This window comes from Altibacter lentus, from assembly GCF_000746845.1.
GTDB classification, from domain to species: Bacteria; Bacteroidota; Bacteroidia; order Flavobacteriales; family Flavobacteriaceae; genus Altibacter; species Altibacter lentus.
Genome location: NZ_KN050846.1, coordinates 621,546 through 648,328 on the forward strand (window position 1 = coordinate 621,546; position 26,783 = coordinate 648,328).

30 protein-coding genes are annotated in these 26,783 nt (G+C 45.0%); 22 read left to right on the forward strand and 8 right to left on the reverse strand.

Going from position 1 to position 26,783, the window contains the following annotated elements; all coding sequences use genetic code 11:
• The first annotated feature begins 38 nt into the window (after nt 1-38).
• The 13 genes from JS40_RS02930 (at nt 39) to JS40_RS02990 (ending at nt 10,999) form a co-directional block, all read left to right on the forward strand.
• Nucleotides 39-2,045: an alpha-ketoacid dehydrogenase subunit alpha/beta gene (locus JS40_RS02930; protein ID WP_034258204.1), complete on the forward strand. Its 2,007-nt coding sequence runs from the start codon at nt 39-41 to the stop codon at nt 2,043-2,045.
• Between the two features lie 97 nt (nt 2,046-2,142).
• On the forward strand, nt 2,143-2,304 hold the full coding sequence (locus tag JS40_RS15035; RefSeq protein WP_034258206.1) for a DUF1328 domain-containing protein: 162 nt from the start codon (nt 2,143-2,145) through the stop codon (nt 2,302-2,304).
• Nucleotides 2,305-2,335: 31 nt separating this feature from the next.
• Nucleotides 2,336-2,815, forward strand: a complete 480-nt coding sequence (locus JS40_RS02940) for a lipocalin family protein (protein ID WP_034258208.1) — start codon at nt 2,336-2,338, stop codon at nt 2,813-2,815.
• 13 nt (nt 2,816-2,828) lie between these two features.
• Nucleotides 2,829-3,527 carry a YiaD family glycine zipper/OmpA-like lipoprotein gene (locus JS40_RS02945; protein ID WP_034261987.1) on the forward strand — a complete coding sequence of 233 codons (699 nt, stop codon included), beginning with the start codon at nt 2,829-2,831 and terminating at the stop codon, nt 3,525-3,527.
• Nucleotides 3,528-3,610: 83 nt separating this feature from the next.
• Nucleotides 3,611-4,735, forward strand: a complete 1,125-nt coding sequence (locus tag JS40_RS02950; RefSeq protein ID WP_034258209.1) for an NAD(P)/FAD-dependent oxidoreductase — start codon at nt 3,611-3,613, stop codon at nt 4,733-4,735.
• Nucleotides 4,736-5,455, forward strand: coding sequence for a methyltransferase domain-containing protein (locus JS40_RS02955; protein WP_034258211.1), 720 nt, complete (start codon nt 4,736-4,738; stop codon nt 5,453-5,455).
• Nucleotides 5,452-6,504 (forward strand): type III polyketide synthase, encoded by a 1,053-nt coding sequence (locus tag JS40_RS02960; RefSeq protein ID WP_034258213.1) that lies wholly within the window; start codon nt 5,452-5,454, stop codon nt 6,502-6,504. Before JS40_RS02955 ends, JS40_RS02960 begins: the two co-directional genes overlap by 4 nt.
• An 8-nt stretch (nt 6,505-6,512) precedes the next feature.
• Nucleotides 6,513-7,352 (forward strand): SDR family oxidoreductase, encoded by an 840-nt coding sequence (locus JS40_RS02965; protein ID WP_084677425.1) that lies wholly within the window; start codon nt 6,513-6,515, stop codon nt 7,350-7,352.
• The gene (locus JS40_RS02970) at nt 7,352-7,798 is read left to right on the forward strand and encodes a 3-hydroxyacyl-ACP dehydratase FabZ family protein (protein WP_034258214.1); all 447 of its coding nucleotides are present in this window, start codon (nt 7,352-7,354) and stop codon (nt 7,796-7,798) included. Before JS40_RS02965 ends, JS40_RS02970 begins: the two co-directional genes overlap by 1 nt.
• Nucleotides 7,795-9,066, forward strand: coding sequence for a beta-ketoacyl-[acyl-carrier-protein] synthase family protein (locus tag JS40_RS02975; RefSeq protein WP_034258215.1), 1,272 nt, complete (start codon nt 7,795-7,797; stop codon nt 9,064-9,066). The genes JS40_RS02970 and JS40_RS02975 overlap by 4 nt, the downstream gene beginning before the upstream one ends.
• Before the next feature lie 7 nt (nt 9,067-9,073).
• Entirely contained in the window at nt 9,074-9,322 is a 249-nt protein-coding gene (locus tag JS40_RS02980) for an acyl carrier protein (protein WP_034261992.1), read from the forward strand.
• Complete coding sequence (locus JS40_RS02985) at nt 9,322-10,542, forward strand: class I SAM-dependent rRNA methyltransferase (RefSeq protein ID WP_034258217.1); 1,221 nt, start codon at nt 9,322-9,324, stop codon at nt 10,540-10,542. The genes JS40_RS02980 and JS40_RS02985 overlap by 1 nt, the downstream gene beginning before the upstream one ends.
• 94 nt (nt 10,543-10,636) lie before the next feature.
• Nucleotides 10,637-10,999 (forward strand): hypothetical protein, encoded by a 363-nt coding sequence (locus JS40_RS02990; RefSeq protein ID WP_152558119.1) that lies wholly within the window; start codon nt 10,637-10,639, stop codon nt 10,997-10,999.
• Between the two features lie 70 nt (nt 11,000-11,069).
• On the opposite strand, the gene JS40_RS02995 is transcribed toward JS40_RS02990, so the two are convergent.
• The 4 genes from JS40_RS02995 to JS40_RS03010 all read right to left on the reverse strand — a co-directional run bounded on the left by JS40_RS02995 (nt 11,070) and on the right by JS40_RS03010 (nt 14,151).
• Nucleotides 11,070-11,522, reverse strand: coding sequence for an arsenate reductase family protein (locus JS40_RS02995; RefSeq protein ID WP_034258220.1), 453 nt, complete (start codon nt 11,520-11,522; stop codon nt 11,070-11,072).
• A 2-nt stretch (nt 11,523-11,524) separates the two neighbouring features.
• The gene (locus tag JS40_RS03000; protein ID WP_034258221.1) at nt 11,525-11,827 is read right to left on the reverse strand and encodes an HPF/RaiA family ribosome-associated protein; all 303 of its coding nucleotides are present in this window, start codon (nt 11,825-11,827) and stop codon (nt 11,525-11,527) included.
• Nucleotides 11,828-11,905: 78 nt separating this feature from the next.
• Complete coding sequence (locus tag JS40_RS03005; RefSeq protein WP_034258223.1) at nt 11,906-12,862, reverse strand: TerC family protein; 957 nt, start codon at nt 12,860-12,862, stop codon at nt 11,906-11,908.
• A 95-nt stretch (nt 12,863-12,957) separates the two neighbouring features.
• Nucleotides 12,958-14,151 (reverse strand): multidrug effflux MFS transporter, encoded by a 1,194-nt coding sequence (locus tag JS40_RS03010; protein ID WP_034258224.1) that lies wholly within the window; start codon nt 14,149-14,151, stop codon nt 12,958-12,960.
• Between the two features lie 177 nt (nt 14,152-14,328).
• Between JS40_RS03010 and JS40_RS03015 the strand changes: the two genes are divergently transcribed.
• The 3 genes from JS40_RS03015 to JS40_RS15330 are packed head-to-tail and all read left to right on the forward strand — an operon-like array spanning nt 14,329 to nt 15,529.
• Nucleotides 14,329-14,940, forward strand: a complete 612-nt coding sequence (locus JS40_RS03015; protein ID WP_034258225.1) for a nitroreductase family protein — start codon at nt 14,329-14,331, stop codon at nt 14,938-14,940.
• A 26-nt stretch (nt 14,941-14,966) separates the two neighbouring features.
• Nucleotides 14,967-15,215: a hypothetical protein gene (locus tag JS40_RS03020; RefSeq protein WP_034258226.1), complete on the forward strand. Its 249-nt coding sequence runs from the start codon at nt 14,967-14,969 to the stop codon at nt 15,213-15,215.
• Between the two features lie 11 nt (nt 15,216-15,226).
• A complete protein-coding gene (locus tag JS40_RS15330) occupies nt 15,227-15,529 on the forward strand; it encodes a hypothetical protein (RefSeq protein WP_152558120.1) in 303 nt (100 codons plus the stop codon).
• Nucleotides 15,530-15,538: 9 nt separating this feature from the next.
• Here JS40_RS15330 and JS40_RS15440 read toward each other — a convergent pair whose 3' ends face one another.
• Nucleotides 15,539-15,682: a hypothetical protein gene (locus JS40_RS15440; protein ID WP_160172948.1), complete on the reverse strand. Its 144-nt coding sequence runs from the start codon at nt 15,680-15,682 to the stop codon at nt 15,539-15,541.
• 109 nt (nt 15,683-15,791) lie between these two features.
• Here JS40_RS15440 and JS40_RS03025 point away from each other — a divergent pair, with 109 nt between their 5' ends.
• From JS40_RS03025 to JS40_RS03050, 6 genes are all read left to right on the forward strand, one after another.
• Nucleotides 15,792-17,753, forward strand: a complete 1,962-nt coding sequence (locus tag JS40_RS03025) for a tetratricopeptide repeat protein (protein ID WP_034258228.1) — start codon at nt 15,792-15,794, stop codon at nt 17,751-17,753.
• Nucleotides 17,754-17,763: 10 nt separating this feature from the next.
• Entirely contained in the window at nt 17,764-18,288 is a 525-nt protein-coding gene (locus tag JS40_RS03030) for a hypothetical protein (protein ID WP_152558121.1), read from the forward strand.
• A complete protein-coding gene (locus JS40_RS03035; protein ID WP_034258234.1) occupies nt 18,289-20,535 on the forward strand; it encodes a caspase family protein in 2,247 nt (748 codons plus the stop codon).
• Between the two features lie 8 nt (nt 20,536-20,543).
• On the forward strand, nt 20,544-20,774 hold the full coding sequence (locus tag JS40_RS03040; RefSeq protein ID WP_051957478.1) for a PGDYG domain-containing protein: 231 nt from the start codon (nt 20,544-20,546) through the stop codon (nt 20,772-20,774).
• Nucleotides 20,775-20,787: 13 nt separating this feature from the next.
• Nucleotides 20,788-21,825, forward strand: a complete 1,038-nt coding sequence (locus tag JS40_RS03045) for a toll/interleukin-1 receptor domain-containing protein (RefSeq protein WP_034258236.1) — start codon at nt 20,788-20,790, stop codon at nt 21,823-21,825.
• Between the two features lie 72 nt (nt 21,826-21,897).
• Nucleotides 21,898-22,446: a DUF4251 domain-containing protein gene (locus tag JS40_RS03050; protein ID WP_034258238.1), complete on the forward strand. Its 549-nt coding sequence runs from the start codon at nt 21,898-21,900 to the stop codon at nt 22,444-22,446.
• A gap of 1,003 nt (nt 22,447-23,449) precedes the next feature.
• On the opposite strand, the gene JS40_RS03055 is transcribed toward JS40_RS03050, so the two are convergent.
• The 3 genes from JS40_RS03055 to JS40_RS03065 form a co-directional block, all read right to left on the reverse strand.
• Nucleotides 23,450-24,691, reverse strand: coding sequence for an APC family permease (locus JS40_RS03055; protein ID WP_034258240.1), 1,242 nt, complete (start codon nt 24,689-24,691; stop codon nt 23,450-23,452).
• 148 nt (nt 24,692-24,839) lie between these two features.
• Entirely contained in the window at nt 24,840-25,301 is a 462-nt protein-coding gene (locus JS40_RS03060) for a cold-shock protein (protein ID WP_034258244.1), read from the reverse strand.
• An 82-nt stretch (nt 25,302-25,383) separates the two neighbouring features.
• Entirely contained in the window at nt 25,384-26,439 is a 1,056-nt protein-coding gene (locus JS40_RS03065; protein ID WP_034258247.1) for an NAD(P)-dependent alcohol dehydrogenase, read from the reverse strand.
• Between the last annotated feature and the right edge of the window lie 344 nt (nt 26,440-26,783).

A 26,783-nucleotide genomic window follows, 5' to 3' on the forward strand; every position in this document is an offset into this window, starting at 1 on the left:
CGCTTTTTTTCTACTTTTGGAGTTTGTAACCCATACACATGAAAACTAAAACTGCAGCGCATACCCATTTCGATTTCACCAATCACGACCTCGACCATACAACTCTTATTTCCCTTTACAAAGCCATGCTAAAACCTCGTTTGATCGAGGAAAAGATGCTCATTTTACTTCGGCAAGGAAAGATATCCAAATGGTTCAGCGGGATTGGTCAGGAAGCTATTTCGGTAGGAGTTACTGCAGTGCTGGACAAAGAGGAGTATATCCTTCCCATGCACCGCAATCTGGGTGTATTTACTTCACGGGATATCCCCTTATACCGGCTTTTCTCGCAATGGCAAGGTAAAGCAAACGGTTTTACAAAAGGCAGAGACCGAAGTTTTCATTTTGGGACTCAAGAATTTAAAATTGTAGGTATGATCTCTCACTTGGGGCCCCAATTTGGAGTTGCCGACGGGATCGCATTGGGCAATAAACTTAAAAAGAATAATCAGGTATGTGCTGTCTTTACCGGGGAAGGGGGGACGAGTGAAGGGGACATCCATGAGGCCTTAAATGTGGCTTCGGTTTGGCAATTACCCGTTTTATTTTGTGTGGAGAATAACGGGTACGGCCTGTCAACGCCTACACGAGAGCAGTATTTTTGTGAGCATATTGCCGATCGAGGGAAAGGATACGGCATGGAATCGCATATTATTGAAGGGAACAACATTATTGAAGTATATACAAAGCTTAAGACCATTGTGGAATGCATGCGCAAAGAACCGCGTCCTGTGCTCTTGGAGTTTAAGACCTTTAGGATGCGAGGCCATGAGGAGGCAAGCGGTACCAAATATGTACCTCAGGATCTAATGGACCAATGGGCGGCAAAAGATCCGCTGGAGAACTATGCCGAATACTTGCGGAATGCCAACATTCTAACAGAAGAAGATGAAGTATCATTTAAATCGGAAATCGTACACGAGATCAATGAAAATCTGGACATTGCGTTTGATGAGGCTGAAATAAAAGCTGTTGAAAGCAACGAGTTAAATGACGTATATAAAGAATTTGTATATCAAGAGGTTAAAGAGAACAACGAGACCGAAGAATTGCGATTGATCGATGCGATCTCACAAGGTTTGAAACAATCTATGGAGCGCCATGACAATCTGGTACTCATGGGACAGGACATTGCCGAATACGGAGGCGTTTTCAAGATCACTGAAGGTTTTGTGGAAGCCTTTGGCAAAGAGCGCGTGCGAAATACACCTATTTGTGAATCGGCTATTGTATCGGCTGCCATGGGACTCTCTATCACAGGTTTTAAAGCCATGGTCGAAATGCAGTTCGCAGACTTCGTCACTTCAGGTTTCAATCCCATTATCAACTATCTGGCTAAATCGCATTATCGCTGGAATGAAAAGGCCGATGTTGTTATTCGTATGCCATGTGGTGCGGGAGTAGGCGCAGGCCCATTCCACAGTCAGACCAACGAGGCCTGGTTTACACATACCCCCGGACTTAAAGTAGTGTATCCGGCATTCCCATACGATGCGAAGGGGCTTTTGGCAACCAGCATTGAAGATCCCAATCCGGTGTTGTTCTTTGAACACAAGGCTTTATACCGAAGTGTTCGTCAACAGGTACCAACCAATTACTATACGTTGCCGCTTGGTAAAGCAGCCCTGTTGCAAGAAGGAGAAGATGTAACGGTGATTACCTATGGTGCAGGCGTGCACTGGGCGTTGGACACCTTAACACACCTTCCGGATGTGAAAGCAGACGTGCTCGATCTGCGCACACTGTTGCCTTTAGATACGGATGCCATATTTGCTTCCGTAAAGAAGACAGGTAAAGTGATCATCCTACAGGAGGATTCTTTGTTTGGTGGAATTGCCTCAGATATTTCCGCCTTGATTTCTGAAAATTGCTTTCAGTATTTAGACGCACCCATAAAGCGAGTAGCCAGTTTGGAAACTCCCATCCCTTTTGCGAGTCAGTTGGAAGCTCAATACCTTCCGAAGGGCAAATTCAAACAACAATTACTGGATTTATTGCATTATTAATATTTTAACATTTGCTGTTAAACTTTAAACAAAGATTCTTCACCAGATCATTTGTTGCGTACCTTAGTATCATACTAATCATTAAAATCACAAAATTATGGTACGCTGGATTATTATCTTTTTAGTCATTGCACTTATTGCAGCCGTTTTTGGATTTGGAGGTATTGCCGAAGGTGCAGCCGACATCGCCAAGATCATTTTTTACATCTTTATTGTCTTGTTGGTAATCTCATTACTCTCAAGGTTGTTTAGAAGATAAAAACATTTAACCTAACATAAACCTATAACACATGAGAAAAATACTCGTATTGGCTGTAATTGCAGCCGTAGCATTTGCATGCGGAACACCCAAGACCGTTCAAGAATCCCGAAAAGTAATAAAAGGGTATTGGTCATTGGACGAAATTTCATACAACAAGTCTGGAACCTTTAATGTTACCCTTTTTAGTGATACGTCTAAGGAATGCTTTGAGGGCAGCACCTGGCGATTTATCCCAAACAACAATACCGGGGTTTATACAATAAACAACGGTAACTGTCCTACGGGAGATCGAAATTTTATTTTCGATATCCAGGAGATGGATCCTAGTTCCGGCTTATATGATTTTTTACTGAAGCCAACCAATGACAAAGGTAAATCTGAGAACAGTGTAGGATTCCGAGTGCGATTGTCTCAATTGAACGAATCTTCTATGAAATGGGAGCAAACAGTTTCACTGGACGGAGAGCCTTTCAAAATATATATGAACTTTTCTAAAATCGAAGAATAACATGAAAACAAGAATGAAACAAGTAGCAACTATGCTTGCAGCGATCGTATTACTTATTGGTATGTCAAGCTGTGAAGCCACCAGAAATGCAAACAACAAACAAAAAGGTGCCGTGATCGGTGCTGCAGGTGGAGCCATATTAGGTGCCATCATTGGTAACAATGTTGGAAAAGGTGGTAATGGAGAACTCGGTGCCGTTGTTGGAGGAGTTGTTGGAGGTACCGCAGGTGTCCTTATTGGTGCCAAGATGGACAAACAGGCTAAGGAGATCGAAAATGAGATCCCGGGCGCTCAGGTAGAACGCGTGGACGATGGTATCGTTGTCACTTTCGATGAGAACAGTGGTGTTTATTTTGATACGAACAAATATAATATCAACGCAGCTTCGCAGGCTACTTTGGATAAATTGACCGGCATCCTTCGCGAATATCCTGATACGAATGTACTGGTCGTTGGCCACACAGATAGTGTGGGGGCAGATGAGTACAACATGAAGTTATCGGAACAGAGAGCGTATGCCGTAACCAATTATTTTACTCAAACAAAAGGTTTAAGCGCAAGTCGTTTTACTACCAACTGGTATGGCGAGCAAGCACCTGTAGCGGATAATAGTACCGCCGAAGGGCGTGCAAAGAACCGACGTGTGAATATTGTGATCGTTCCTAACGAGAAAATGAAGCAAGAAGCTCAAAATGAAGCACAAGGCAATTAACCTTTAACTTCTGTAAAAATAAATCCCATATACAACAGTGTATGGGATTTTTTTATGCCGAAAAAAACACCGTTCTTTAAGTAATGGCTCACAACACAACTTGGGAAATACTCATTATTGGTGGAGGATTGGCGGGACTTACCGCAGCCTTACATTTATCCCGTGCGGGATGCCGTGTGCTAATTATTGAGAAATATACCTATCCGCATCATAAGGTCTGCGGCGAATATGTTTCTAATGAGGTATTGCCTTATCTTAATCATTTAGGCATCCACCCGTTTGCCATAGGTGCAAGGTCGATCACAACATTTCAAGTAAGTACAAAAACCGGAAAGACATTAAAGGTGGAATTACCTCAAGGGGGTTTTGGAATAAGCCGCTTTGCTTTTGATGACTTGCTCTACAAACATGTACGGCAGCAGGCGACCGTTGTGTTCGATACTGTCGATCAAGTAACCTTTGCAGGCAGCACCTTTGTGGTAGCTACCCAAAAGGGCGACACCTATCAGGCATCGTTTGTGTTAGGTGCCTTTGGAAAGAGATCCAATATAGACGGTGTTTTAGGTCGCTCATTCATAAAGCAAAAATCTCCTTGGTTAGCGGTAAAAGCACATTACACTTATACGTTTCCTGAAGACACCGTCGCATTGCACAATTTTGAAGGCGGGTATTGCGGTCTTTCCAAAACCGAAACGAATGCGGTGAACGCTTGTTATATTACTACATTCCGGTCGTTCAAACGCTTCAGAACCATCCCGGATTTTCAGAAAGAGGTCATATCGAAGAATCCGCATATGAAGCATTTCTTTTCGGAAGCCGAAGCCCTGTTTGATAAACCCCTTGCTATTAGCCAGATCTCCTTTGAGTCCAAAAGACCTGTTGAGGATCATATTTTTATGATAGGGGACAGTGCGGGGTTGATCCATCCCCTGTGTGGCAACGGAATGGCCATGGCAATTCACGCAGCAAAGATTTTTTCGGAGCTATATCTCGATTTCGCACAAAAGGGACTCCGCGATAGAACTGTATTGGAAAAAGCTTACACAACAGCATGGCAGTCAGCCTTTTTAAAACGCCTTCAAACCGGGCGACGGGTACAGTCGCTATTGCTGCAACCCGTATTGAGTGACTTGGGTTACAAGGTAGCGACGGCCTTTCCAAGAATGGTGCCCGCACTCATTCGGCAAACACATGGTAAACCTTTCTAAATGGTAACATACAGCTCTAAATATCGATCCACGGAACCGGAGATCATGGACAGCTTCGAACTACAAGGGGAGGAAATGAAGCTCTTATTGACCGATCTCAAGATTATCAATAGTTATTTGGGCGGAACTTCGGTTACTTTGGATGGTCTAAAAGTATTATTGCGCTCACATACCAAGGATGGTCCTATCACGATCGTAGACATGGGTTGTGGTGACGGGGAAATCCTTCGAAAGTGCGCAGATTTAGCTGAAGCGAACGGCTATCACTTCCAACTAATTGGTGTGGATGCCAATCATCACATCCTGGAAGAAGCAAAAATACGCTCCAGTGGGTACCCTTCCATCACGTTTCGGGAATTGGATGTCTTTTCCGAAGCCATGCAAGAGATCGACTGTGATATCGTCTTGTGTACTTTATTCTTACATCACTTTGGACGAAACGATATTTTAAAGCTATTGAGTATTTGTTTGCACAACGCGAAAGTTGGCGTGATCATTAACGACTTACACCGCAGCAGGTGGGCTTTTTGGCTGTTTGGTATATTCAGTAAAATATTTATCAATACCCGTACGGCGCAACATGACGGATTGGTTTCCATTGCGCGGGGTTTCAAAAGAAGTGATATAAAGAACATGCAAAAACACTTCCCAAATACAGAACAACGACTTCGCTGGAAATGGGCGTTTCGCTATCAATGGATCATTAAAACAAACAAATGAGTGTAAAGATTACAACCGTTGCCAAACAATTACCGCCTTATAGCCGTGAGACCCGGAAAATACTTCCATTTGTCGAAGCTTGGCTGGAGGGACAGGACGCTCGTTTTAAGCGCAAGGTAATCAAGATTTTTGAAGGAGCCGGAGTTGACAGACGGTATTCCATTATGGATGCCCACGAGGTTTTTGATGCCACTTCTTTTGAAGCGCGCAACGACATCTATGTGAGGGAAGTGCGGAAACTGGGCAAACAGTCTTTGGAAAAGGCGCTGCAAAAAGCAGCGTGGAAACCAACCGATATCGACTTTCTTATTACGGTAAGTTGTACCGGGATTATGATCCCGTCAGTAGATGCTTACCTCATCAATGACCTGAAGATGCGACAAGATGTCGTCCGCCTCCCCGTCACCGAAATGGGCTGTGCGGCCGGTGTCTCGGGTGTCATCTACGCAAACAACTTCTTAAAGGCTAATCCGGGAAAAAGAGCGGCAGTTATCGCCATCGAATCGCCCACCGCCACGTTCCAACTCAATGACTACTCCATGGTGAATATCATAAGTGCGGCTATCTTTGGTGACGGAGCAGCATGTGTCCTTTTGTCTTCCAATGAGAATGATACAGGACCCAAGATCCTTGATGACGAAATGTATCATTTTTATGATGCAACCGCTATGATGGGATTCAAATTGGTAAATACAGGCCTGCAAATGATCCTGAACAAGTCAGTCCCAGAAACCATTGCCAAGCATTTCCCTAAGATCGTACATCCCTTTCTGGCCAAGAACAAAAGATCTATAGAAGAAGTGGAACACCTCATCTTTCATCCCGGGGGAAGAAAGATCGTGGAAACCGTGGAAGACCTTTTTGGAAGTCTGGGTAAAAACATTGAGGATACAAAAGAAGTTCTTACCTTGTATGGAAATATGAGCAGTGCCACGGTTTTATATGTACTGGAACGGTTTATGGATCGCGATATACTATCTGGTGAACTAGGTCTCATGTTAAGTTTTGGACCCGGTTTCTCGGCACAACGTGTATTGCTTGAGTTTTGACGAAAGGTATGAATACGAAATCACAAAAAAAGAAAGGGAAGGAAAAGTCTTCAAAAGCAACTTCTGAGCAAAGCAATACCGCTAACAATACACCTTGGGCACTTGTCTTGGGCGGAAGTAGTGGTCTCGGACTTGCAAGTGCCAAGAAACTGGCAGCCCACGGTTATAATATCTGCATCGTTCACCGCGATCGCAAAAACAGACTTAAAGAATTGGAGGTCGATGTTGCTGAAATGATCGCACACGGAGTTCGTGTGATAAGTTTTAATAAAGACGCTCTTCAGAAGGAAAACCGAAAAGAGATCATCGCTAAACTTCCCAAGCAGTGTGTAAAGGTCTTGATACACAGTGTGGCAAAAGGTAGTCTGAAGCCCATGAGCGGTCCTGAAACTGCGGCACTTTCCAAAGAAGATATTGATATTACATTGCATGCAATGGGCTCAAGTTGGTACGAATGGACACGATCCCTTATCGAAGCAGATTGTTTTTCCAGGGACGCCCGGAACATTGCGTTTACCAGTGAAGGGAATACCAAGGCATGGCCGGGATACGGGGCGGTTTCGGCGGCAAAAGCAACCCTCGAAGCTTTGATGCGCAATATGGCGGTTGAATTGGCCCCATTGGATATTACAACCAATTGTATACAGGCAGGCACCACAGAAACTCCTTCGTTTTTAATGATCCCGGGCAGTGATCGATTGGCAAAGATGGCAAAGAAGCGAAATCCTTTTAAGCGATTAACGCGTCCCGAAGATGTTGCCAATGCGGTGTATCTGTTATGCAGGGATGAAGCCAAATGGATTAACGGGACTGTCTTGACGGTAGATGGAGGTGAAAGTATTCGCTAATGCAACCTTCTTTTAAAGCCATACTCGACCAATTGCCATACTCCAGGCCTTTCTTGTTCGTGGACACACTGGAGGCTGTTTCTGAAGAAGGTATAACCGGAACATATCGATTTAAAGAGGATGAGTACTTTTATAAAGGTCATTTTAAAAATAGGCCTGTTACTCCGGGTGTGATCCTTACCGAATGCATGGCACAAATCGGCGTGGTATGTCTTGGAATCTTTTTGACCGGCACGATCTCTAAGGAGAATGCCCTCATTGCACTGAGCCATCATGAAGTTACTTTTTACAAGGCCGTTGTTCCCGGAGAACTAGTGACCGTTGTATCTAAAAAGATATACTTTAGGTTCAATAAGTTGAAATGTAAAGTTCAGCTACGCGACCCGACCGGAGCCCTTGTTTGTGAAGGAGTGATCTCTGGCATGCTTCAAAAAAAGTCATCATGAGAAAACGTGTCGTAATAACAGGCCTTGGCGTAGTATCGCCAAATGGTGTGGGAGTCCCCGCTTTTACTGAAGCATTAAAAAATGGGACATCTGGTGTAAAACACTATCCGGAACTGGAAGCACTCAATTTTTCATGTCAGTTAGGAGGTATTCCTCCGCTTTCTGAAGAAAAGATCGCTGCGTACTTCTCATCACTCCAGTTGAAGAACTTTCAAAGCAGTGGAATATGCTACGGCGTCATCGCGGGAATGGATGCATTACAGGATGCCGGATTGGATATCGCCGGGAAGACGGATGGTGCGCTGACGCAATTTGGGATCGTTTTCGGTACCGGCACCAGTGGCGTGGAAAAATTTAGAGAAGCTATCTATAAGTTAGATGATGGTTTGGTTAGACGCCTGGGAAGTACTACCGTGGCTCAAACCATGGCCAGTGGGGTAAGTGCCTATTTAGGTGGTATGATTGGTGCGGGAAACATAGTTACGACCAATTCATCTGCCTGTGCTACGGGAACTGAAGCTATTCTTATGGGGTATGAACGGATCGCAGCGGGAAAAGCCACGCAGATGCTCTGCGGAAGTACCTGCGATCACGGACCTTATGTTTGGGGTGGTTTTGATGCGATGAAGGTCACTACCTATAAACACAACCATGAGCCACATCGCGCTTCTCGTCCCATGAGTGCATCTGCCAGCGGATTTGTTCCCGGAAGTGGGGCAGGGGCGTTCCTGTTGGAATCTCTGGACAGTGCCCGGGAACGCGGTGCCACTATCTATGCCGAAGTTCTGGGAGGTGCCGTGAACAGTGGCGGACAGCGTTTGGAAGGCAGTATGACAGCCCCGAACAGTGAAGCAGTGCAACAGTGTATAGAAATGGCGTTGTGCGATGCAGGGGTCACGGGGGCCGATATAGATTATATCAATGGGCATCTCACGGCCACGGTAAAAGATCCTGTGGAAATAGAGAATTGGTGCGCTGCCCTTAAAAGATCCGGTACTGATTTTCCCTATATAAATTCCTTGAAATCCATGGTGGGCCACTGTCTCGCAGCCAGTGGGGCTGTGGAATCTGTAGCTGCGGTGCTTCAGTTGTATCACAATTTTATAGCCCCCAACCTCAACTGCGAGGATCTGCATCCGGAGATCACCCGTCGTATCGATACAGAATGCATTCCGCAGCAATACCTGGAGACACCTTTAAAGACCATAGTAAAAGCAAGCTTTGGCTTTGGTGATGTCAATGCGTGTGTTATCTTTAGAAAAAATTAAAATTGCTATGACTACCGAAGCTATCTATGCCAAATTACTACCCATAATACAAGGGTATCTACCTGAAGATGTCGACACTTCCCAAGTGCATCCGGACAGTGACCTCACGCGTGAATTAAATATTAACTCTGCTCATTTGGTGGATATCGTTCTCGATGTGGAAGATACCTTCGATGTTGAGTTTGCCAATGAGGACATGGAGAATCTGCGAACCATGAACGACGCTATTGCGATCATTCATAAAAAGATCAATTGATGTTTAACGTCACCCTTCCGAAGATCGAACCAAAAAGACTTGCGGTAAAACTTTCGTCTGTGGGAGAACGCAGTGTTCGAAACGGCCATCCGTGGATCTTTTCCGACAGTATTGTAAAGATCCCGTTGCATGGGCAATCCGGAGATATATGCATCATTTTTAGCCACACCAAGAACAAACCCATGGGTATTGGATTGTACGATCCACGCTCACCCATTCAAATAAAAATGCTTCATAGTGGAGGGGGAACGAATGTAGATAGTGATTTCTTTTCAGAAAAGATAGAACGCGCGTACGCGCTGCGAACCGAATTGCTCGATTCTAACACCAACAGTTACAGGCTTGTTTTCGGGGAGAATGATGGTTTTCCCGGCTGTATCATTGACATATATGCCAATGTGCTGGTCGTTAAATTATATTCGGCCATCTGGTTTCCTTATTTGAAGGATATACTGGAGAAATGTATCGCGATGCTGGGTGTGGACACGGTGGCGCTTCGGCTTAGCAGAATGCTGCAGACCTCCGGTTCACATGGATTAAGCGACGGCGAAGTGCTGTATGGCAGCTTACCGGAAGAGGAGATTGACTTTTTGGAGCACGGCGTCCGTTTTTCAGCGAATGTGATCAAAGGGCACAAAACCGGTTTCTTTTTAGACCACCGTCACAACAGAAAACAAGTTGGTCGTTTCGCTAAAGGGAAAACAGTTCTGGACGTTTTTTCGTATGCAGGAGGATTCTCGGTCCATGCCTTGGTGCAAGGTGCGGTAGAAGTTACCAGTCTGGACATAAGCGAGCAGGCCTTGGAGGTGGCGAAACAAAATGTGAACCGAAATTCGTTTACGGGCACACACCGTACCATTGCAGGCGATGCGTTTACCGTCCTTGCACAATTAGCTGTTGAAAAAAAGCGCTTTGACGTAGTCGTGATCGACCCCCCTTCGTTTGCAAAACGAAAAGAGGAGATACCAACGGCTAAAAAGAAGTATGCACAATTGGCGCTCTTGGGTTCGCAATTGACTGCCGCCAAAGGTATGCTTGTACTGGCCTCTTGTTCTTCTAGGGTTTCCGAAGAAGAGTTCTTCGAGATCAATCAGACGACACTCGATAAAACCGGAAGGCCTTACAAGCTCTTGAAAACCACCAATCACGATATAGATCATCCTGTCACGTTTACCGAAGGAGCATACTTAAAGTGCGGTTACTATCAGTTCTTATCATAGTATTGTGTTAACGCTTGTTAAAACAGACGTTAAACAGTTTTAATTTTCTTGTGGATACAGGTGTTACACTGTATATTAAATGAAAAATAAAGCTATGAAAAAGATATTATTAGTCCTAACCCTTTTGTTCAGTGTCTCTGCCTTGTCACAGGACGCATTCCTTCAAAAGGACAACGACCAGTTGGAAGTGGAAGCCGATAAGATCACAGAAGCATACAATGCACAATTGGCACTGTCTTCCAAACAAGAACTTTTATTTAAAAATAAAATCGAAGAATTCCTTATTCGAAGACAAAAGATCGAAAAGGCGTATACCGGAAAAGAAAAGTTAGATCAACTCGTGATCCTGCAACAAAATGAAACCGCCGAAATGGGCGATATTCTTACGGGTCCGCAGTTAGACCTCTACAAAAAGCTGAAACCTACCTTACAGCCGGTTTCGGAAGTCAAACAATAATACGAGACCTACTTATAAAAAAAGCCAGATGAATGTATCATCTGGCTTTTTTCTTAGGTATTCTTTATAATTATTTAAATTTTTCTCCTTTGGTGGTCTTCTCTATGTTAGGTTTTTCGGTGTGCATTGTTTTTTTTAGCCCTGCGGAATCTACTCCGAAGAATTCCAGCACATCGGTAGCATTTTCGATCTGCAGTGTATGGTCTCCATTGATAGCAATAGGATGGGACAATACTTCGTGGTTGTTCTGAAGTATCTTTAGCCAGTCATTGCTGTCAAACTCCGAAGTGTCATTGGCCTCTACCTTTCGCTTGTCGACGAGATCACCAATCTTACAGCCCATAGCCTCGGCGATCTCTGCCCACTGGGTATCGGCCACTTTCGTCTTGGCGATATCAATGGCCAGTAGTTTATCCTCAATGCCCTGTAAATAGGAGAGAGCGTGCGTACCCACACGGGTTTCACTACTATAAATTAATGTAAATTGTTTGTCGTCTCTGGCGAGTACTCCCATATCATCCATGATTAATATGTTTGCATTTTCTCTTTTTTCTTCTGAAGCTGAATTTTCACTTCATCGGTTGCTTTGGCAAGCGATACCTCGAAAGCACCATTGTTGGATTGTGAGAATAAGGTGGTTCCGGGAACGTTCAGTCGTATCTCGCAGATCATTCCGGTTTCCGGTGTGCTGGTGTTCTCTTTCTTGAAGTAAACATCGGCAGCAACGATAAAGTCATATTTGTTTTCTAGTTTGCTAAGTTTTTCTGAAGCTAATCCTTCCAGACGCGGACTAGCACTTACGTTGTGATACTCGAAATTTATAGTCATAGTATTCTAGGTTTTAATGATATTTAAAGATACAATAGCCTAGAGGGGACGCCAAACTTTTAATATATTTTTGTGAAATTAGGAGTGCGAAAGCGGGTCGCCTTTTGCCGGGATAAGAAGAGAGGCAACAATTCCACCAATGAGGGACAAGCTAATGATCCCTAACGACAACCACTCCGGAATTTGCACATGATGCGATAGAATCATTTTTACCCCCACAAAACTTAAGATCACAACCAGACTGTAATTAATGTATCGAAACTTCTGAAGCATTCGTGAGATCAAAAAATACATGGAACGAAGCCCGAGAATCGCCAGTATATTAGAACTAAACACAATAAAAGGATCTGCGGTGATGGCCAAAATAGCAGGAATACTGTCCAGTGCAAAAAGGATGTCTGTAAGCTCAATGATCATTAAGGCAATGAACAGTGGGGTAGCGGCACGGACTCCCATTCGCCTGATAAAGAATTTCTCGCCATCCATTACATGGGAAACCGGGAAATATTTTCGGATCAAACGATACATAGCCGATTTACGAGGATCGAAATCGGTGTCTGCGGAGGTCAACATCTTGTAAGCTGTGTATAACAAAAAGGCACCAAACACATAAATGATCCAATCGAACTTATTGATTAAGGCTACCCCAAAAAAGATCATAAGCCCCCGGAAAAAGATGGCTCCCAAGATACCCCAAAACAGCACCCGGTGCTGGTATTTATCCGGAATCCCGAAAGAGGAGAAGATTACAGCGATTACAAAGACATTGTCGATACTTAGCGACAGTTCGATCAAATACCCTGTGATATATTTCAGCATGGCATTGTTAGGGGAGAGACCGGTAGGATTCGCTACCATTTCATTGGCGAACAACCAATACACGACTCCGGAAAAAGCGAGCGCCACAGAAACCCAAACGGTAGTCCAAATGGACGCTTCTTTGGTTTTGATTACGTGAGCCTTTCTGTTAAAAACACCCAGATCCAATGCTAAAAAGAAAATAATAACGAGAATGAATAACCCCCAGACGAGCATATAAAATATTTTTTGCGAATGTATAAAGTAACCGTTACAATTTGCAATAATAAAATGTTAATCCTTTATAGGTTTTGCAGAATTGGAAACAATACTTATACGGTTCGTTTTATCCATATCAAAATTCCTATCGAGATCATAGCGCACAACGAAAACCCTAAGAACAAGGGTAGTGTACTGGTCACTACAAATCGGCCGATAAACGTACTGATCGGCACAGCCATAAGGGTGGATATGAGTCCGGTGACCGCTGCAGCAATCCCCGCTATATGACCTACGGGCTCCATCGCTAAGGCACGTAAATTTCCAAAAAGAAATCCAATACAAAAGAACTGAGCCGCAAAGAATAGTAATAAGATGTAAATGGGAGGCTGTGGTGTGTTGAAAAAGAGTACAACGTATAGTACCGAAACTATAAGGAATCCAAGTAACGATGTCGTTACCATCCGTTGCATTCCAAAGCGTATCACAAAAGTACCGTTCAAAAAGATTGCCAGACCTATGGAAACGGCCAGACCTGCAAATATATAAGGAAACGCTTCGGTAAGCCCATATTGCGTTTCGAAGATCTGTTGCGAAGCACTTAAGTAGACCAGAAACGACCCAACGATAAATCCGGAAATAAACGTATAGCCCATCGTCCGTTTGTGTCGCAAGGTCTCCCTGAATCCCAGTAAAATACGTTTAAACGCAAAGGGAATTCGATGTTCCTGAACTAAAGTTTCTTCTTGTCGAATCCAGAACCATACAGCAACCAGCATACTTATTAATATCTGTACATAGAAAATCCCCTCCCAAGTATATACTTCTAATATGAACTTACCCATAGCAGGTGCCACAATAGGGATCAAAAGAAATACCACGGTTACAAAAGACATGATTCGAGCCATCTCGTCTCCGTTATAAAGATCTCTTATAATGGCGATACAAACGGTTCGGGGAGCGGCCAGTCCTATTCCTTGCAGAATACGCCCAAAGACCATTCCTTCGAGACTTGTGGCATGAACACAGATAAAACTGGCGATCACGAATACGGCAAAACCCATGTACACCGAAGGTTTCCGGCCAATCGCATCAGACAGGGGACCGAAGACAAGAGGACCTACACCCAGCCCCAGGAAGATCATCGTAACAAGCAGCTGATTGTCGGCAGGGGACTTGGTATCTATAGAAACACCTATCACATCCAAGGCCGGAAGCAAGGCGTCAATCGACAAGGCCGTTACCGACATGAGGGCGGCCATGAGGGCGATAAATTCGGTTTGGGTGCGAGCGGTTCGTAATTTCATTCCGCAAAAGTAATCCTTCGCAAGGGAACCTTTTTCAATACCGGCGGAAATTATTATCTCATATCAAAGACGGGGTTCCGAGGTCTGTTGCGTTAAAGTTTCCATAAAATCATGATAAAGTATCTATAAAGATTCATTGTGTTTAGATGTGACCCTGTAACTTTAAACAAAAAAGATATGATCACAGAGAAGATACTCAAGAAACACGATATTCACCCTTTACTACAGGAACGATGGAGCCCGCGTGTGTTTTCAGACCAAGCAGTGCAGGAAACTGAGATCCAGTTATTACTGGAAGCGGGACGATGGGCACCCAGCAGCAGTAATGTCCAGCCTTGGCGGATCATCTGGGGAGCAAAGGGCGGTGAGACCTACAACCGTATCTTTGAGTGTCTGGACCCTTTTAATCAGAAATGGGCCGGGAACGCTCCGGTACTCATGCTGGCTGCCTTTAAAAAGACAAAGGCCGAGGGGAAAGAAAATTTTCACGCCCTACACGATCTGGGAGCCTTTAGTGCACATCTCACCTTTCAGGCACAAAGCATGGGCATTGCGGTTCACCAAATGGCCGGTGTAAAACACGAGGAAGCGCATGCCGAATTTGAATTTACGAACGACTATCATGTAGCTACGGCCTTGGCCATAGGATATTACGGTGGCGACAGCAGTGATCTTCCCGAAGACCTTCAGAAGATCGAAACGCCCACAAGCGAGCGTAAAACGCGTTCAGCATTTGCTTTCAACGGCAATTTTCATGACGACCCTAAAAACACTTCCGAAGAGAATTAATTAAAACCAAGTAAAACAGAACGACTATGAAACCAAAAGAATCAAAACAACGACCTCACGCCGATTTCCAAAATGCGTACCACCGCTCGTCCAATTTTCGCAAGGTGACAAAAGCAGAATCCTTTGTTCCGAAAGGCAACGGTAAGGTGAAACTGAATCCTGAAGGGTTTTCCGAAGAAGAGAAATCAGAGATCTCAAATGCAATGGATCGCATGCATCAACGCATTGAAATGACTCCCGGAGGCGAACAAACCGATCGAGAAGAAGAAGAATAAAAAATGAAACTTTGAATAAAGAACAACCGGTCTTGCCACCGTACACTGTGGGTGCCCTGAAACTGCCCAACCGCGTCGTCATGGCGCCTATGACCAACAGAATACCTGCATGCCGAATATTATACGCAACATGCTACCGCGGGACTTATCATTACCGAAGGCATCAAGTATCATCCCGGGCAGTAGGAAATATTCATACGCCGGGAATCTACAGTGGATGGTTGTCACATGGAACTTGTCGAAATGTGACTAACAGAGATACCTTACAACAGTTTTTTCTTTGTATGATCAGAAGGTCCTTGACCCTCCGGTAGAAGGTGTGGTTATTTTTTCTTCGGATTGATACTAACGCCCGGTTTTGGCGTCGCTCCTTTTTTAGGGTTGATACTCACTCCGGGTTTCGATGTCCCGGCAGACTTTTTTGGGTTAATACTTACACCCGGTTTGGAGGTTGCTTTCTTTGCCATGACTTTATATCTTTTAAGAGTTAATTATTTACTATATTAGTGAAAACTTCTAACTAAACCAAAGAAACGCTTCTCTATTTCAGCAATTTAGAAGTGCCATATACACCCCATGAAACTAAATTCTTTTCTAAAAGAGTGTAGTGAGAAGGAAGTATTTAAAATGCTTTCTATTTATATCGTATCCTCCTGGGTACTTATTCAGGTATTGGCGGTTACCTGGCAGCCTTTAGCCCTTCCCGAACGTTCGGTGACCGTGCTCATTATCGCACTGCTGTTAGGCTTTCCCCTCTACATCTTTTACATCTGGAAGAGCAGGATCGCGCCTTCGGAAACAGAAGAGGATCTTTCAGAAAAAGGCCTGAAGAAGTACAGCAAGTTCAAACGAATGTATTTTTCTTCGCTGGCCGTGATTTGTATTCTGGTGGTGGTGGCGGTTTCACTTATCGCCAACAATGCCTTCGGAAACCGGGTCTCCCTGGCCTCAGTGGCAGCGACCGATAAGATCGGGATCCTTAACTTCGGAAACAATACAGGAAATGCAGAATACGAGGTCGTGAGCAAGATGACGGCCGACTGGATCACACACGGGATCACTCAGCATCAGCTGGGGCAGGTGGTCTCTCCGGAGATCGTGAACGATTACATTAGTATTATTAAAGCTTCGGAAAAGAACGTCGATAACCAGAGCGTCCTGAAGAACTACTTTAAACCGGGCAAGGTGATCACCGGAAATTTCTTTCTCAACGGCCCAAAACTTATCTTCCAGTCTTCTATCATGGACGGTGACATCGATGAAACGCTTATTTCGTTCCCGCCTGTGGAATGTGATGCGAAGTCGCCGCTGGATTGCATTGAATCACTTAAACAGCTTATTCTGGGCTATTTCAGCACCAGTGATGCGAAGAACCTGAGCCTTCAGGAGGATCCGCCTAAGTACAAAGCGTATCAGGCGCTGCTGGATGCCAAAAGCAACTTTGCCAACGGCGAACGCTATATCAAACTGCTCAATGAGGCCATAGCAGAGGATTCTAACTATTTTGAACCGAAAGTGCTGCGCGTGGGCTTTTATTATAACAAGGGCGAATTTCAAAAAGCCGACTCACTCTTACAAAAGATAGTTCCCAATTCAAGAGACAACCGCCGACAGATCAACCTGCTCAATCATTACGATGCGTTGCTTTCCGGTAACAACAAGAAGATCTATGCGACGGTTGTGAACGAATACAACTTTGCGCCCTTCGATATGCAGACCAATGCTTCTACACTGGTGGTCGCCCATCAATATGTGAACAGACCAAAGGACGTCGATACGCTTTTCTCCCGTATCGATATGCAAAAAATGGAGCTCTCCAACTGTACGTTCTGTCAGCACCGCTATTACATTCGGGCGTTGTCGCAGGTGGAGCAAAAACAATACCGGGCGGTCATAGAAACCATGCCCTCGATCCTGGCTGAGGTAACGGAATTGTATTTAAGACGTCCGCTGGTCGCAGCGTATGTGCGCTCCGGAGCCTTTAACGATCTGGAAGCCTTCTTGAAAAAGGAAGCGATCACAGGAGCGGACGAAGATGTTAGTGCGCTCTATCTTATAGCCGGCAGAGAGGCGCTTATGGCAGGTGCTTCGGAAAAGGCCACACAGTATTTCAACAAGGTGCTCGAACCGGAAACCACTCAAGAAAACAGCAACTTACAGATCGATGCGTTGTATTTTTCCGAAGCATACGGGAAACTGTTACCCCTTCTGAAAAAACAAGCGATCGAAAACCCTGATGATTCGGAGATCCGTGTAAAACAAGCTGTGGCCTTGTATCATACGGGTGATCCTTCCGAAGCAGAAGAACGAATCCGTTCTCTGGAAGCGCTTCGTACCCAATATCAATATGGAAATATCGATTACGGACTGGCGCAATATTTTGCCGCTGTGGGGAATAGGGAAGAGGCGCTTAAGTACTTATTGAAGTCCGTTGCCGACGGGAATACCTATACGCCACAGACGTTTCAGAACGATCCGCATTTTACGGCATATAAAGACCTGCCGGAATTTAAAAGAATTATGACTTATTGGCATTAAACTCATACCTATGTTCATACAAATACATCCTAGTCCGTTCGAATTACTTGTCAACCTGATAGAAGTGGTCATTTGGCCAGTGACGCTTCTGGTCATACTTTTCTATTTCAGGCGTTCCTTTCAGGAAATATTTAAGCGCATGGGCTCGCTGAAGGTAGACAGCAGTGGCATCGCGATGACCTTTGAGAAACTCTTGGAGGAAACAAAGGACAAGTTCAAAAAGACAAAACCGGAAGCCGTCGCCAAGGGGAACATAGATCTACAGCAGCATTCTGATATACGAACGCCCTTCGAGCAGGTGATGGATATCAAAGTGCTTATGGAAAATTCTCTGTTCGAACTTGCCGAAGAAGCTCAGCTGGACACCCAAGGTAAAACACCCGTTTTACTGGCGCACGAACTGGCGCGCAAGAATGTGATCTCTCACGAGAATAGTGAGTTGATGCGCTCCCTTCTTATTCTGGTAAATAGCGCCAAACCCGATATATCAAGGCGTCAGGCAGAGGAGATCAATGTATTATACAAAGCCATTTAAATGAGTGACACGACAACACTTGATAAAGCATACGCGATTCTGATAGGCGTGGGAGCCGATCTTCCCGCCAGCGTGGAAGATGCCCGGGCGATCTATGACCTTTTATCAGACCCGAACCTGGCAGGCTACAAAAAAGAGAACATCACCTTACTTACCGAGGAGCAGGCAACCCGCGATAATATTCTCAAGGCTTTTGATGCGCTTATTGAGACCGTCGATGAGGATTCTTCTGTCTTTTTGTTCTACTCGGGGCACGGTGGAACCTATACCGACAATGACATTCTGGAACTGGAACATCCGGACGAGCCTCTTAAACCTGAAGATGAGAACCAGTCACATTACTATCTGCAACCCAATGACTTCAATGTAAAGGAGTATCGGGAAACATGGGTGCACGCCACCGAACTCAAAGAGCGTATTCATAGTCTTAGGTCCCGACGGCTTATCTTGTTTCTGGATTGTTGCCATGCCGAAGGAATGACAAAAGCGTCTCAAAAATTGAACACCTCCGATTTGAAGAACCGCCTGCGTAATCCGGAAGGCCTTATTCACAGAATCGACGATGGACGCGGTATTTCCATTATTTCCTCCTGTAGGGCAGAAGAAGTTTCCTGGATCCTGGAAGAAGCCCAGAACAGTTTGTTCACCACCTGCCTGCTGGAAGTACTGCAGGGCCAGCACAAAACTACTTTCGAGGAACCCTATATTCGCATGACAGATGCCATCAACTACTTGATGAAAACCGTCCCGCAGCGCAAACCCACCCAGCGTCCCTTTGTGAACCTTCAAATGTACGATGACTTTATCCTGAGCCGCATTCCCGGTGTCCTGATGAAAGATACAGTAGTACCCGATACAGATATCGCCACCGCCAAAGGAACGGTGAAAGAGGTGACGACCCGGTTTCGGGAGACCGAAGAAGCGACCAGTGTGGTGATCTTTGTACACGGTTTTTCGGGGGAAGCGGCAGATACTTTCGGAAAGATCCCCGAATTCATCATGGCCGATCCGCAGATGCAAGGCTGGGACCTTTTCCCCATTGGGTATTCACAACACGCCAAACCATCCATGGGTAAAGGTATCTGGGCAACAGTGAACGATATTCAGTTGATCGCCGATAATCTGGCAAGCGCCATTCAATACAGGTTTAGCAGATACAAACGCATCGCGTTGGTGGGTCACAGTCTGGGCGGCCTGGTCGTACAGCGTGCCCTGCTGGACCTTCCTGAAAAAGACAGGAACAAATTGAGTCATGTCTTTCTCTTCGCAACGCCCAGTGGGGGAGTGAAGGAGGGAAGCGTTCCAAAAAATCTTTACACTCGGCTGAAAGAACTCCATGCCGAAGCTCCTTTTATCACCTCGCTTCGGAAAGAATGGCAAAAGACCTTCAGCGACGGCTACCCCTTTAAATTCAAAGTAGTGGCCGGCACCGAGGATGTGGAGATCCCTATTTCTTCGGGTTTCGGACCTTTTAAAGACGAGGACCGGATCACCGTGGCCGGAAATCACTTTTCCATGGTGCAACCTGCAACACGGGAACACGATGGCTACCGCCTTATCGTGGAAGGGCTCAACAACAATACGTTCTTCAACAAATATACCGATGAGGCGCAGATCAACATGCTGTTGGGAGAATACGAAGCGGTGATCCGGGAACTCCTTCCGAAGAAAGACACCATCACCTTAAAAGGATTGAAACAGTTACTGTTCGCACTGGAAGGCATGGACCGTCACGAAGAGGTTATGGAGATCCTCACCCAGCATCCGTTATCCAAAGAAAATACCGATCTGCTGGGAATGCTGGCAGGGCGACATAAGCGGCTCTTCCTTCAGGATTTTTCAGTACATCACGGGGAGAAGGCCACGGAGTATTACAGCAAAGGATTGGAGATCTCGACCCAGAAAGGGCACAGGGAACAACAGTATTACCACGCCATAAACCGCGCTTTTATGAGTCTTACGTATGAAGAGGACCGGGGAGGCATGCGGGATTATGCCGAACAGGCCTTAGCAGCCGCCAAGGAAGATCCGTTCGACAGCCTGTGGAAACAGGCAACCCTCGCGGAGGCCTATATGTATCTCGCCGATTTCGAATCGGCACGGGAGTATTACGCAAAAGCGGCAGAACGAGCCGATGTACGTCAGAAGTTATCGATTCATACCAATGCATACATGGCATATACCAGTTTGATGAATACCCATGAAGATGATTTCATTACATTTCTGAAACTGAGCTTTTTGACGTAAATTTAGACATGCGCAAGATCGATCCACGTCACACCAAAGACCTTGTCTTTCAGAAAGCGGTCAAAAAACCACTGCTTATCGAGTGTATACAGATGGATGAAGCATTTCAAGTGGAAGCCATGGAAGGGACCATGCGCGGAAAACCCGGCGACTGGCTTATGAAAGGCGTTTCCGGCGAACTGTATGTTTGTGATCGCGACATTTTTGAAAAAACCTATGACCTAATAACGAATCATTGAAACAACCAAAAGAATGAGCAAGAATAAAATTTTTATCAGTTACTCAAGAGCAGATACCGAATATGTTTCCAAACTCGTCACCGACCTGCGGAGCATGGGTTTTGAAGTGTGGTTCGACAAGAACATACGCAGCGGAGAAGAATGGGATAATGTAATTGAAAGGGAGATCAAGAATGCAGATGCCATGATCCTGGTATTGTCTGCTACCTCGGTAGCTTCAAACAATGTGAAGGATGAGATGTCCTATGCCCTGGAACTGGACAAACATGTGAGTCCGATCAAGATCGAACCCTGCGCCGTTCCCATGCGATTGGCGCGCAAACAGCATATCGACTTTACCGAAACCACCTACGAGAAAGGTTTGACACGGCTGGTAGAGGACCTGAACTACGCTTTAAAGACAAGCGCCAGCGCAGCACATATAAAAGGAAGCCCTGCTGTAACGGCCGTAAGCAAGAAGGTCCCGCCAAAAACGTCCGGGTCGGGGAAGAAGATAGGATACATTGTTGGAGGTATTCTTGGTTTTCTGCTGCTGTTATGGGTTTTTGGATTCTTTGACGGGGATACGGCCACCGCAGACACTTCAGAAGAAACCCAACAAGAAGAAGTAACGGAAGAGGGGGAGGGACTTTCCGAAGAACACCAGCTGGACTGGGACAATACCGTACTTTCACGGCGTATCCCGGCCTATGTGGAATACATTCGGAATTACGGAAATGAAGATCCGTATTACGTGGATGCACAGAAAGCGATCGACCAGCTCATGAACAAACAGGGAAATGTGACCTATTCAGATCCCGAAGGAACTGTCTATTTCGAGAAATTAGTGTATTCCACGCCTACAAGCGACTTTGAGATAGAAGCGGGAGATATGGCCGCCCCACAGGGAGGCGATCTGCTCGTAGCGCTTACCGACGCTCAGGTCTACGGCAAGCAATCGGGGCAATTCATTGAAGGTGAGGTGATCTACCAAGATCAGGTAGTACGCGTGCTGGAGGTGGTTCCTACCACAGACGGCTATATATTCCTGTACGTCTCGTACTCGGACTAAGAGAGGGGGAAATGGGTTGCAAATGGTACGGATTTTGCGTATTTTATGATGTAATTCGTAAACTAAAATGCTATGAAATATATACTCACAATCATAATGGCCACCGCACTAATAAGCTGCGGTACGCCTAAGGACACCACCGCTTACGCAAACTCGGCTAAGGTGCTGGATGCGATGGTCGCTGCGGAAGCCTTTCAAATTGAATCGGATGTGGCGAATCCCATGGTCACCAGCGGCTTGAACGCTGTGGGCAACAGCGGATTACTGCCGGCGGGAAGCAGTGTCAGTAGAATTAACCTGATCGGGAACAGTAATTTCCTTCGTGTGGAAGGCAACGAAGTTTCGGCATATCTGCCGTATTACGGAGAGCGCCGCACCGGCGTGAGTTTTGATAACAACAGCGCCATCGAATTTGAAGGCGTTCCATCCACGTATACGGTAAGCAAGGATGAAGAAAAGAATCGTTATACCATAAAATTTGAGATCAGTGAAAGGAATGAAACCTACAGTGTGATCCTCACGCTGTTTCCCAACCTAAAAAGTACCATTGACATTAACAGCACCGACCGCACATCCATACGGTATGACGGCTATGTGGAAGCGATCAAGGTGGAAGAATAAACACCCTTAGGCACCTAAGAAATAAAAGGCCTATACCAAGTTGACATTGAGCATTGAGGGCATAGGCCTTCCTTATAACAACTTTTTCTATTTTACATAATATAAATTATAGTACAAATAAGCACATTGAAACAAAACGGCGAATACCACTGTATTTGATATAATATCAGATATAAATTCGTGTAAGCGAATTATATCGGCAGATATTATGTCAAAGCCGTTTTGCGATCTATTCTTCTTCCCTTAGCAAACAAATTATCGATAAGGAAATTCTAAACCAGAACCTTTATCGTACATCGTATCGTTCACTAAATCCTTTTCAGTTTATAGTACAAGTAGATACATTAAAGCAAAACGGCGAATACTACTGTATTTGATATAATATCAGATATAAATTCGTGTAAGCGAATTATATCGGCAGCTATTATGTCACAGCCGTTTTGCGATCTATTCTTCTTCCAGTAGCAAACAAATTATCGATAAGGAAATTCGACACCAGAACCCTTTATCGTATCGATCACTAAATCCTTTTCAATTTAGAGTACAAATGCAATAACTAAGGCAAATACGACGTATACGCAGTATTTTACATAATTATAGATATCGACGGTTACGGCTATATCGTCAAAAATGGACTTCAGGAGATTTTGAACGCCAAAAAATAATATCCGGTGAGTAAGTATGTAAAAGTCCAATATGTCATTTGAATTCTATACGCTGCTAATATGGTGAGAAGTAACTAATTACTCCCCTTCCCGCTTTAGTATAATGATACTTGGGGAAGCGACCTGCAGCGATTTCTTTTCCAGAATAAAGTGATACAAGAAATCCCGTTCTGAATCCAACGCTTCCGACCATAGTATCAGATCGGCGTTTTCAGGTAGTTCCCGGAAACACAAAAATACCGGCACCCAGCATAGCCCCCAACCCTATCGACGTTGCGGTGATGAGACCAATGGTTCGTTTTAATTTTGTTGCACTCAATTTCTTTGTGATCTTTTTTCTATGCGGTACTGTACAGCAAGTTATAAATATTAAACCCGAAGAGCATAATGATGGTAAGTAAGGCCAAAACCGTTGGTATGGGAATGTTGTTCACATTTAGTGGAATTCGGAATACATCTTTTTCTTTTTCCGTTCTGTTTTTACTTCGGAAACGCAATAAAGCTACATTCACCGTCCCAAAAACAGTAAAGACAAATATGTTGCTTATAGAGGCTACTACTTTTAGGTTCCCGATCAAACCAAAGGCAATTGTGATCAACGCCAGTGCTCCAATGGCGTAGTTGGGTGTGTTTTTACCCCAGCCGCTCAGGGTGGTGAATTTCTTTAACCAGGATATTTTACTGTCTCTGGCGATGTCATAAAGCAGTCTTGAAGTTCCAAGCAGGTTACTCAAGACCGTTTTACTCGTGGCAAAAAGAGCAACGATCACCAGGACGGTCCCTCCCACGGCGCCCCACTGGGATTCTAGTACAGAGGCGAGCGGACCTTTTTTTTGAGATAATTCCTCCGCGCCGAAGGTGCTGATGGCACTCACCGCGATCATCACGTAGATCACCAGAACGATCACGCCGCTTAATAACAAGCCTTTTGGCATTGTTTTCTTCGGCTTTTTGGTTTCCTCGGCCATTTTTACCAGATCTTCAAAACCAACATAACTAAAAAAGATAAGGGCAGAGCCGCCCATGATTCCTATATACCCCGCATCACCCACTTCAAATAAGGCTACAGAACCCCAATCTGGCACACAGAATGCAATGACCACTCCTAACCCAAGAAGGGTAATTATAGTGGCTACGATGTTATAATAAGAGCTGTACTTAGACCCTACTATATTGAACAAGGCCATCAGAACGATAATTCCTGTTATCGCAACCCAGTTGGGTAACTGTATGAGTCGGCTTAAATACTCGGCAAAACTAATGGCTATGGCAGCAGGGGCAACGATACCGGTAAACGTCATTGCCACCGAAAGGACCAGTGCGGTTTTATATCCTAAACTTTGTTTGATATATTCAAAACTCCCGCCTGCATCGGGAAACCGACTCACAAACTCTGCATACGAAAGGGCCGTAAGAAGTGCGACCAAAGCAGCGATCGTAAAGCTCAACCAAAGCATATTCCCGCTCAGGCTTGCTGCTTGTCCGATAATGGCATAAATACCGGCACCCACGATACCTCCCACCCCAAACATCAGTATATCCCAAAATCCGAGCGATCGTTCAAGTGAAGTTTTTGACATTTCGTACTATTTTTTACTAAAAACAGTAGTAATATAAACCCACACAAGGTCTTTTACAAATTTTTAAAAATGATTTACGGATTGGTCAACTGAAATCTATTGACCTCTCAATGCGCCTTGCAAGCTCGGCACTAAAAGTGACCTAGAGTTATTTTACCAGGGTTACCTTTACGGCGTTCATCCCGCGTTGCCCTTTTTCAAGTTCAAAGGATACGGCGTTGCCTTCGGCTATTTCATCGATCAGCCCGCTTACGTGGGTGAAGTATTTTTCTTGGTTCTCGCCATCGATAATAAATCCGAAGCCTTTGGAGTGGTCAAAGAACGACACCGTTCCTTTTCGTACCGGATCGAAGACCTCTCGATCTTCGTCTTTCATTTTAGGAACCCCAATGACGATTTCGTCTGCGGCTACTTTTATCTTTTTACTGGGATCCGGTGGCGTATCTACCAGATTTCCCAAATGGTCCACGTAGGCGAACTCGATGCCTGTGGTCCCGTTTTGTTCTTTTTCTAATTTACGGGCTTCCATTTTTTTGCGTTTGTCTTCCCGTTTTTTAGCACGTTTTTTTTCCTTTTCAGTTTTACTATACGTTTGTTGCGATTTTCCCAATGTTATATTTTATGGATTATTACTCTATTTATAATTTATTTTTAACTGTCTAAAATACTTTATGTTATGCGCTTCTAATTACTTATTGCTTTAAGCTTCTCATGTCGATCACAAAGCGGTATTTCACATCGCTTTGCAACATCCGCTCGTAAGCGGCATTGATGTCTTGAATGGGGATGACCTCCACATCCGACGTGATGTTATGCTTTCCGCAGAAATCCAGTAATTCTTGTGTTTCTGCAATACCACCGATCAAAGACCCTGCCACCGATTTACGTCCCATGATCATGGGAACGGTAACCAGCATGGGGTCCAATGGTCCCAAATAACCTACAACCACCAGCGTCCCGTTGGTGTTCAGTGTCGCCACATAAGGATTGAGGTCATGGGCATAGGGCACCGTATCGATAATAAGGTCGAAGGTGCCTGCGGCACGCTCCATGGCTGCTTCGTCTGTGGAAATGATCACTGCGTCGGCGCCTAAGGCTTTGGCATCTTCTATCTTACTCTTAGATCTGGAGAACAGGGTGACATGGGCACCCAGCGCATCCGCCAGTTTGATCGCCATATGACCCAAACCGCCCAGACCTACAACGGCCACCTTACTGTCTTTACCAACGTTCCAGTGTCGTAAGGGCGACCAGGTGGTAATTCCAGCACACAGAACAGGCGCTATGCCTGCCTTATCCAGATTATCCGGTACGCGCAATACGAAGGCCTCGTCCACCACAATGGTTTCCGAATAGCCGCCATGGGTATTGGTATCCAGATGCTTGTCGTAGCCACCGTAGGTACCTACCCATTCCGGACAATATTGTTCCAGATCCTTTTTGCAATTATCGCAGGTTCGGCAGGAATCGACCAGACAGCCCACGGCCACCAGATCTCCCACACTGTAACGGGTAACGTCTTCCCCTACCCGCTTCACCGTACCAACAATTTCATGACCGGGCACCACAGGATACTGGGTCATCCCCCAGTCGTTGCGTGCAAAATGCAGATCGGAATGACACACCCCGCAATAATGGATATCGATCTCTACATCACCGGCTGTGAGCTCCCTCCTGCTGATCTCCATTTGTTGCAGATCGGCATCGGGTGCTTTGGTTCCATAGGCTTTTACAGGTGATGTTTTCATGCAAGGAAGGGTTTAGTTTAGCGAGTCCTAAAGGTAGTGATAAAAACACGAACAACATTAGTAAAATTAGTATTTCGTGAGTAGTGAACAAAGAGCGGTAAGCAGTGAATAGTGAGTGGTGAATAGCTAGGACTTAGGAATTAGGGGTTAGGACTTAGGAATTAGGGGTTAGGACTTAGGAGTCAGGACTTAGTAGATAGTAATGAGTCAGCACTATAAAAGAGAAAGCCGCTTAGAATCAAAACACGGCCTCAGAAAACATCTTAGAGCATAATGCTTCAATTTAAGGCATCCGTTTCATCCAGAATAACCGAAGCCAAGCTCCGAGATCCAGGAGTTGCTAA

What these genes read in the sequence shown, in the direction of transcription:
- JS40_RS02945 (WP_034261987.1), top strand. Translation starts at nt 2,829, where the DNA reads ATGAAACAAGTAGCAACTATGCTTGCAGCGATCGTATTACTTATTGGT.
- JS40_RS15440 (WP_160172948.1), bottom strand. Translation starts at nt 15,682, where the DNA reads ATGGCAAAGAAAGCAACCTCCAAACCGGGTGTAAGTATTAACCCAAAA.
- JS40_RS03035 (WP_034258234.1), top strand. Translation starts at nt 18,289, where the DNA reads ATGAGTGACACGACAACACTTGATAAAGCATACGCGATTCTGATAGGC.
- JS40_RS02955 (WP_034258211.1), top strand. Translation starts at nt 4,736, where the DNA reads ATGGTAACATACAGCTCTAAATATCGATCCACGGAACCGGAGATCATG.
- JS40_RS02930 (WP_034258204.1), top strand. Translation starts at nt 39, where the DNA reads ATGAAAACTAAAACTGCAGCGCATACCCATTTCGATTTCACCAATCAC.
- JS40_RS02950 (WP_034258209.1), top strand. Translation starts at nt 3,611, where the DNA reads ATGGCTCACAACACAACTTGGGAAATACTCATTATTGGTGGAGGATTG.
- JS40_RS03030 (WP_152558121.1), top strand. Translation starts at nt 17,764, where the DNA reads ATGTTCATACAAATACATCCTAGTCCGTTCGAATTACTTGTCAACCTG.
- JS40_RS15035 (WP_034258206.1), top strand. Translation starts at nt 2,143, where the DNA reads ATGGTACGCTGGATTATTATCTTTTTAGTCATTGCACTTATTGCAGCC.
- JS40_RS03000 (WP_034258221.1), bottom strand. Translation starts at nt 11,827, where the DNA reads ATGACTATAAATTTCGAGTATCACAACGTAAGTGCTAGTCCGCGTCTG.
- JS40_RS02985 (WP_034258217.1), top strand. Translation starts at nt 9,322, where the DNA reads ATGTTTAACGTCACCCTTCCGAAGATCGAACCAAAAAGACTTGCGGTA.
- JS40_RS02960 (WP_034258213.1), top strand. Translation starts at nt 5,452, where the DNA reads ATGAGTGTAAAGATTACAACCGTTGCCAAACAATTACCGCCTTATAGC.
- JS40_RS02995 (WP_034258220.1), bottom strand. Translation starts at nt 11,522, where the DNA reads ATGGATGATATGGGAGTACTCGCCAGAGACGACAAACAATTTACATTA.
- JS40_RS03020 (WP_034258226.1), top strand. Translation starts at nt 14,967, where the DNA reads ATGAAACCAAAAGAATCAAAACAACGACCTCACGCCGATTTCCAAAAT.
- JS40_RS02980 (WP_034261992.1), top strand. Translation starts at nt 9,074, where the DNA reads ATGACTACCGAAGCTATCTATGCCAAATTACTACCCATAATACAAGGG.
- JS40_RS02975 (WP_034258215.1), top strand. Translation starts at nt 7,795, where the DNA reads ATGAGAAAACGTGTCGTAATAACAGGCCTTGGCGTAGTATCGCCAAAT.
- JS40_RS02990 (WP_152558119.1), top strand. Translation starts at nt 10,637, where the DNA reads ATGAAAAAGATATTATTAGTCCTAACCCTTTTGTTCAGTGTCTCTGCC.
- JS40_RS02965 (WP_084677425.1), top strand. Translation starts at nt 6,513, where the DNA reads ATGAATACGAAATCACAAAAAAAGAAAGGGAAGGAAAAGTCTTCAAAA.
- JS40_RS02970 (WP_034258214.1), top strand. Translation starts at nt 7,352, where the DNA reads ATGCAACCTTCTTTTAAAGCCATACTCGACCAATTGCCATACTCCAGG.
- JS40_RS03065 (WP_034258247.1), bottom strand. Translation starts at nt 26,439, where the DNA reads ATGAAAACATCACCTGTAAAAGCCTATGGAACCAAAGCACCCGATGCC.
- JS40_RS03005 (WP_034258223.1), bottom strand. Translation starts at nt 12,862, where the DNA reads ATGCTCGTCTGGGGGTTATTCATTCTCGTTATTATTTTCTTTTTAGCA.
- JS40_RS03050 (WP_034258238.1), top strand. Translation starts at nt 21,898, where the DNA reads ATGAAATATATACTCACAATCATAATGGCCACCGCACTAATAAGCTGC.
- JS40_RS03025 (WP_034258228.1), top strand. Translation starts at nt 15,792, where the DNA reads ATGAAACTAAATTCTTTTCTAAAAGAGTGTAGTGAGAAGGAAGTATTT.
- JS40_RS03010 (WP_034258224.1), bottom strand. Translation starts at nt 14,151, where the DNA reads ATGAAATTACGAACCGCTCGCACCCAAACCGAATTTATCGCCCTCATG.
- JS40_RS03055 (WP_034258240.1), bottom strand. Translation starts at nt 24,691, where the DNA reads ATGTCAAAAACTTCACTTGAACGATCGCTCGGATTTTGGGATATACTG.
- JS40_RS03015 (WP_034258225.1), top strand. Translation starts at nt 14,329, where the DNA reads ATGATCACAGAGAAGATACTCAAGAAACACGATATTCACCCTTTACTA.
- JS40_RS03040 (WP_051957478.1), top strand. Translation starts at nt 20,544, where the DNA reads ATGCGCAAGATCGATCCACGTCACACCAAAGACCTTGTCTTTCAGAAA.
- JS40_RS02940 (WP_034258208.1), top strand. Translation starts at nt 2,336, where the DNA reads ATGAGAAAAATACTCGTATTGGCTGTAATTGCAGCCGTAGCATTTGCA.
- JS40_RS03045 (WP_034258236.1), top strand. Translation starts at nt 20,788, where the DNA reads ATGAGCAAGAATAAAATTTTTATCAGTTACTCAAGAGCAGATACCGAA.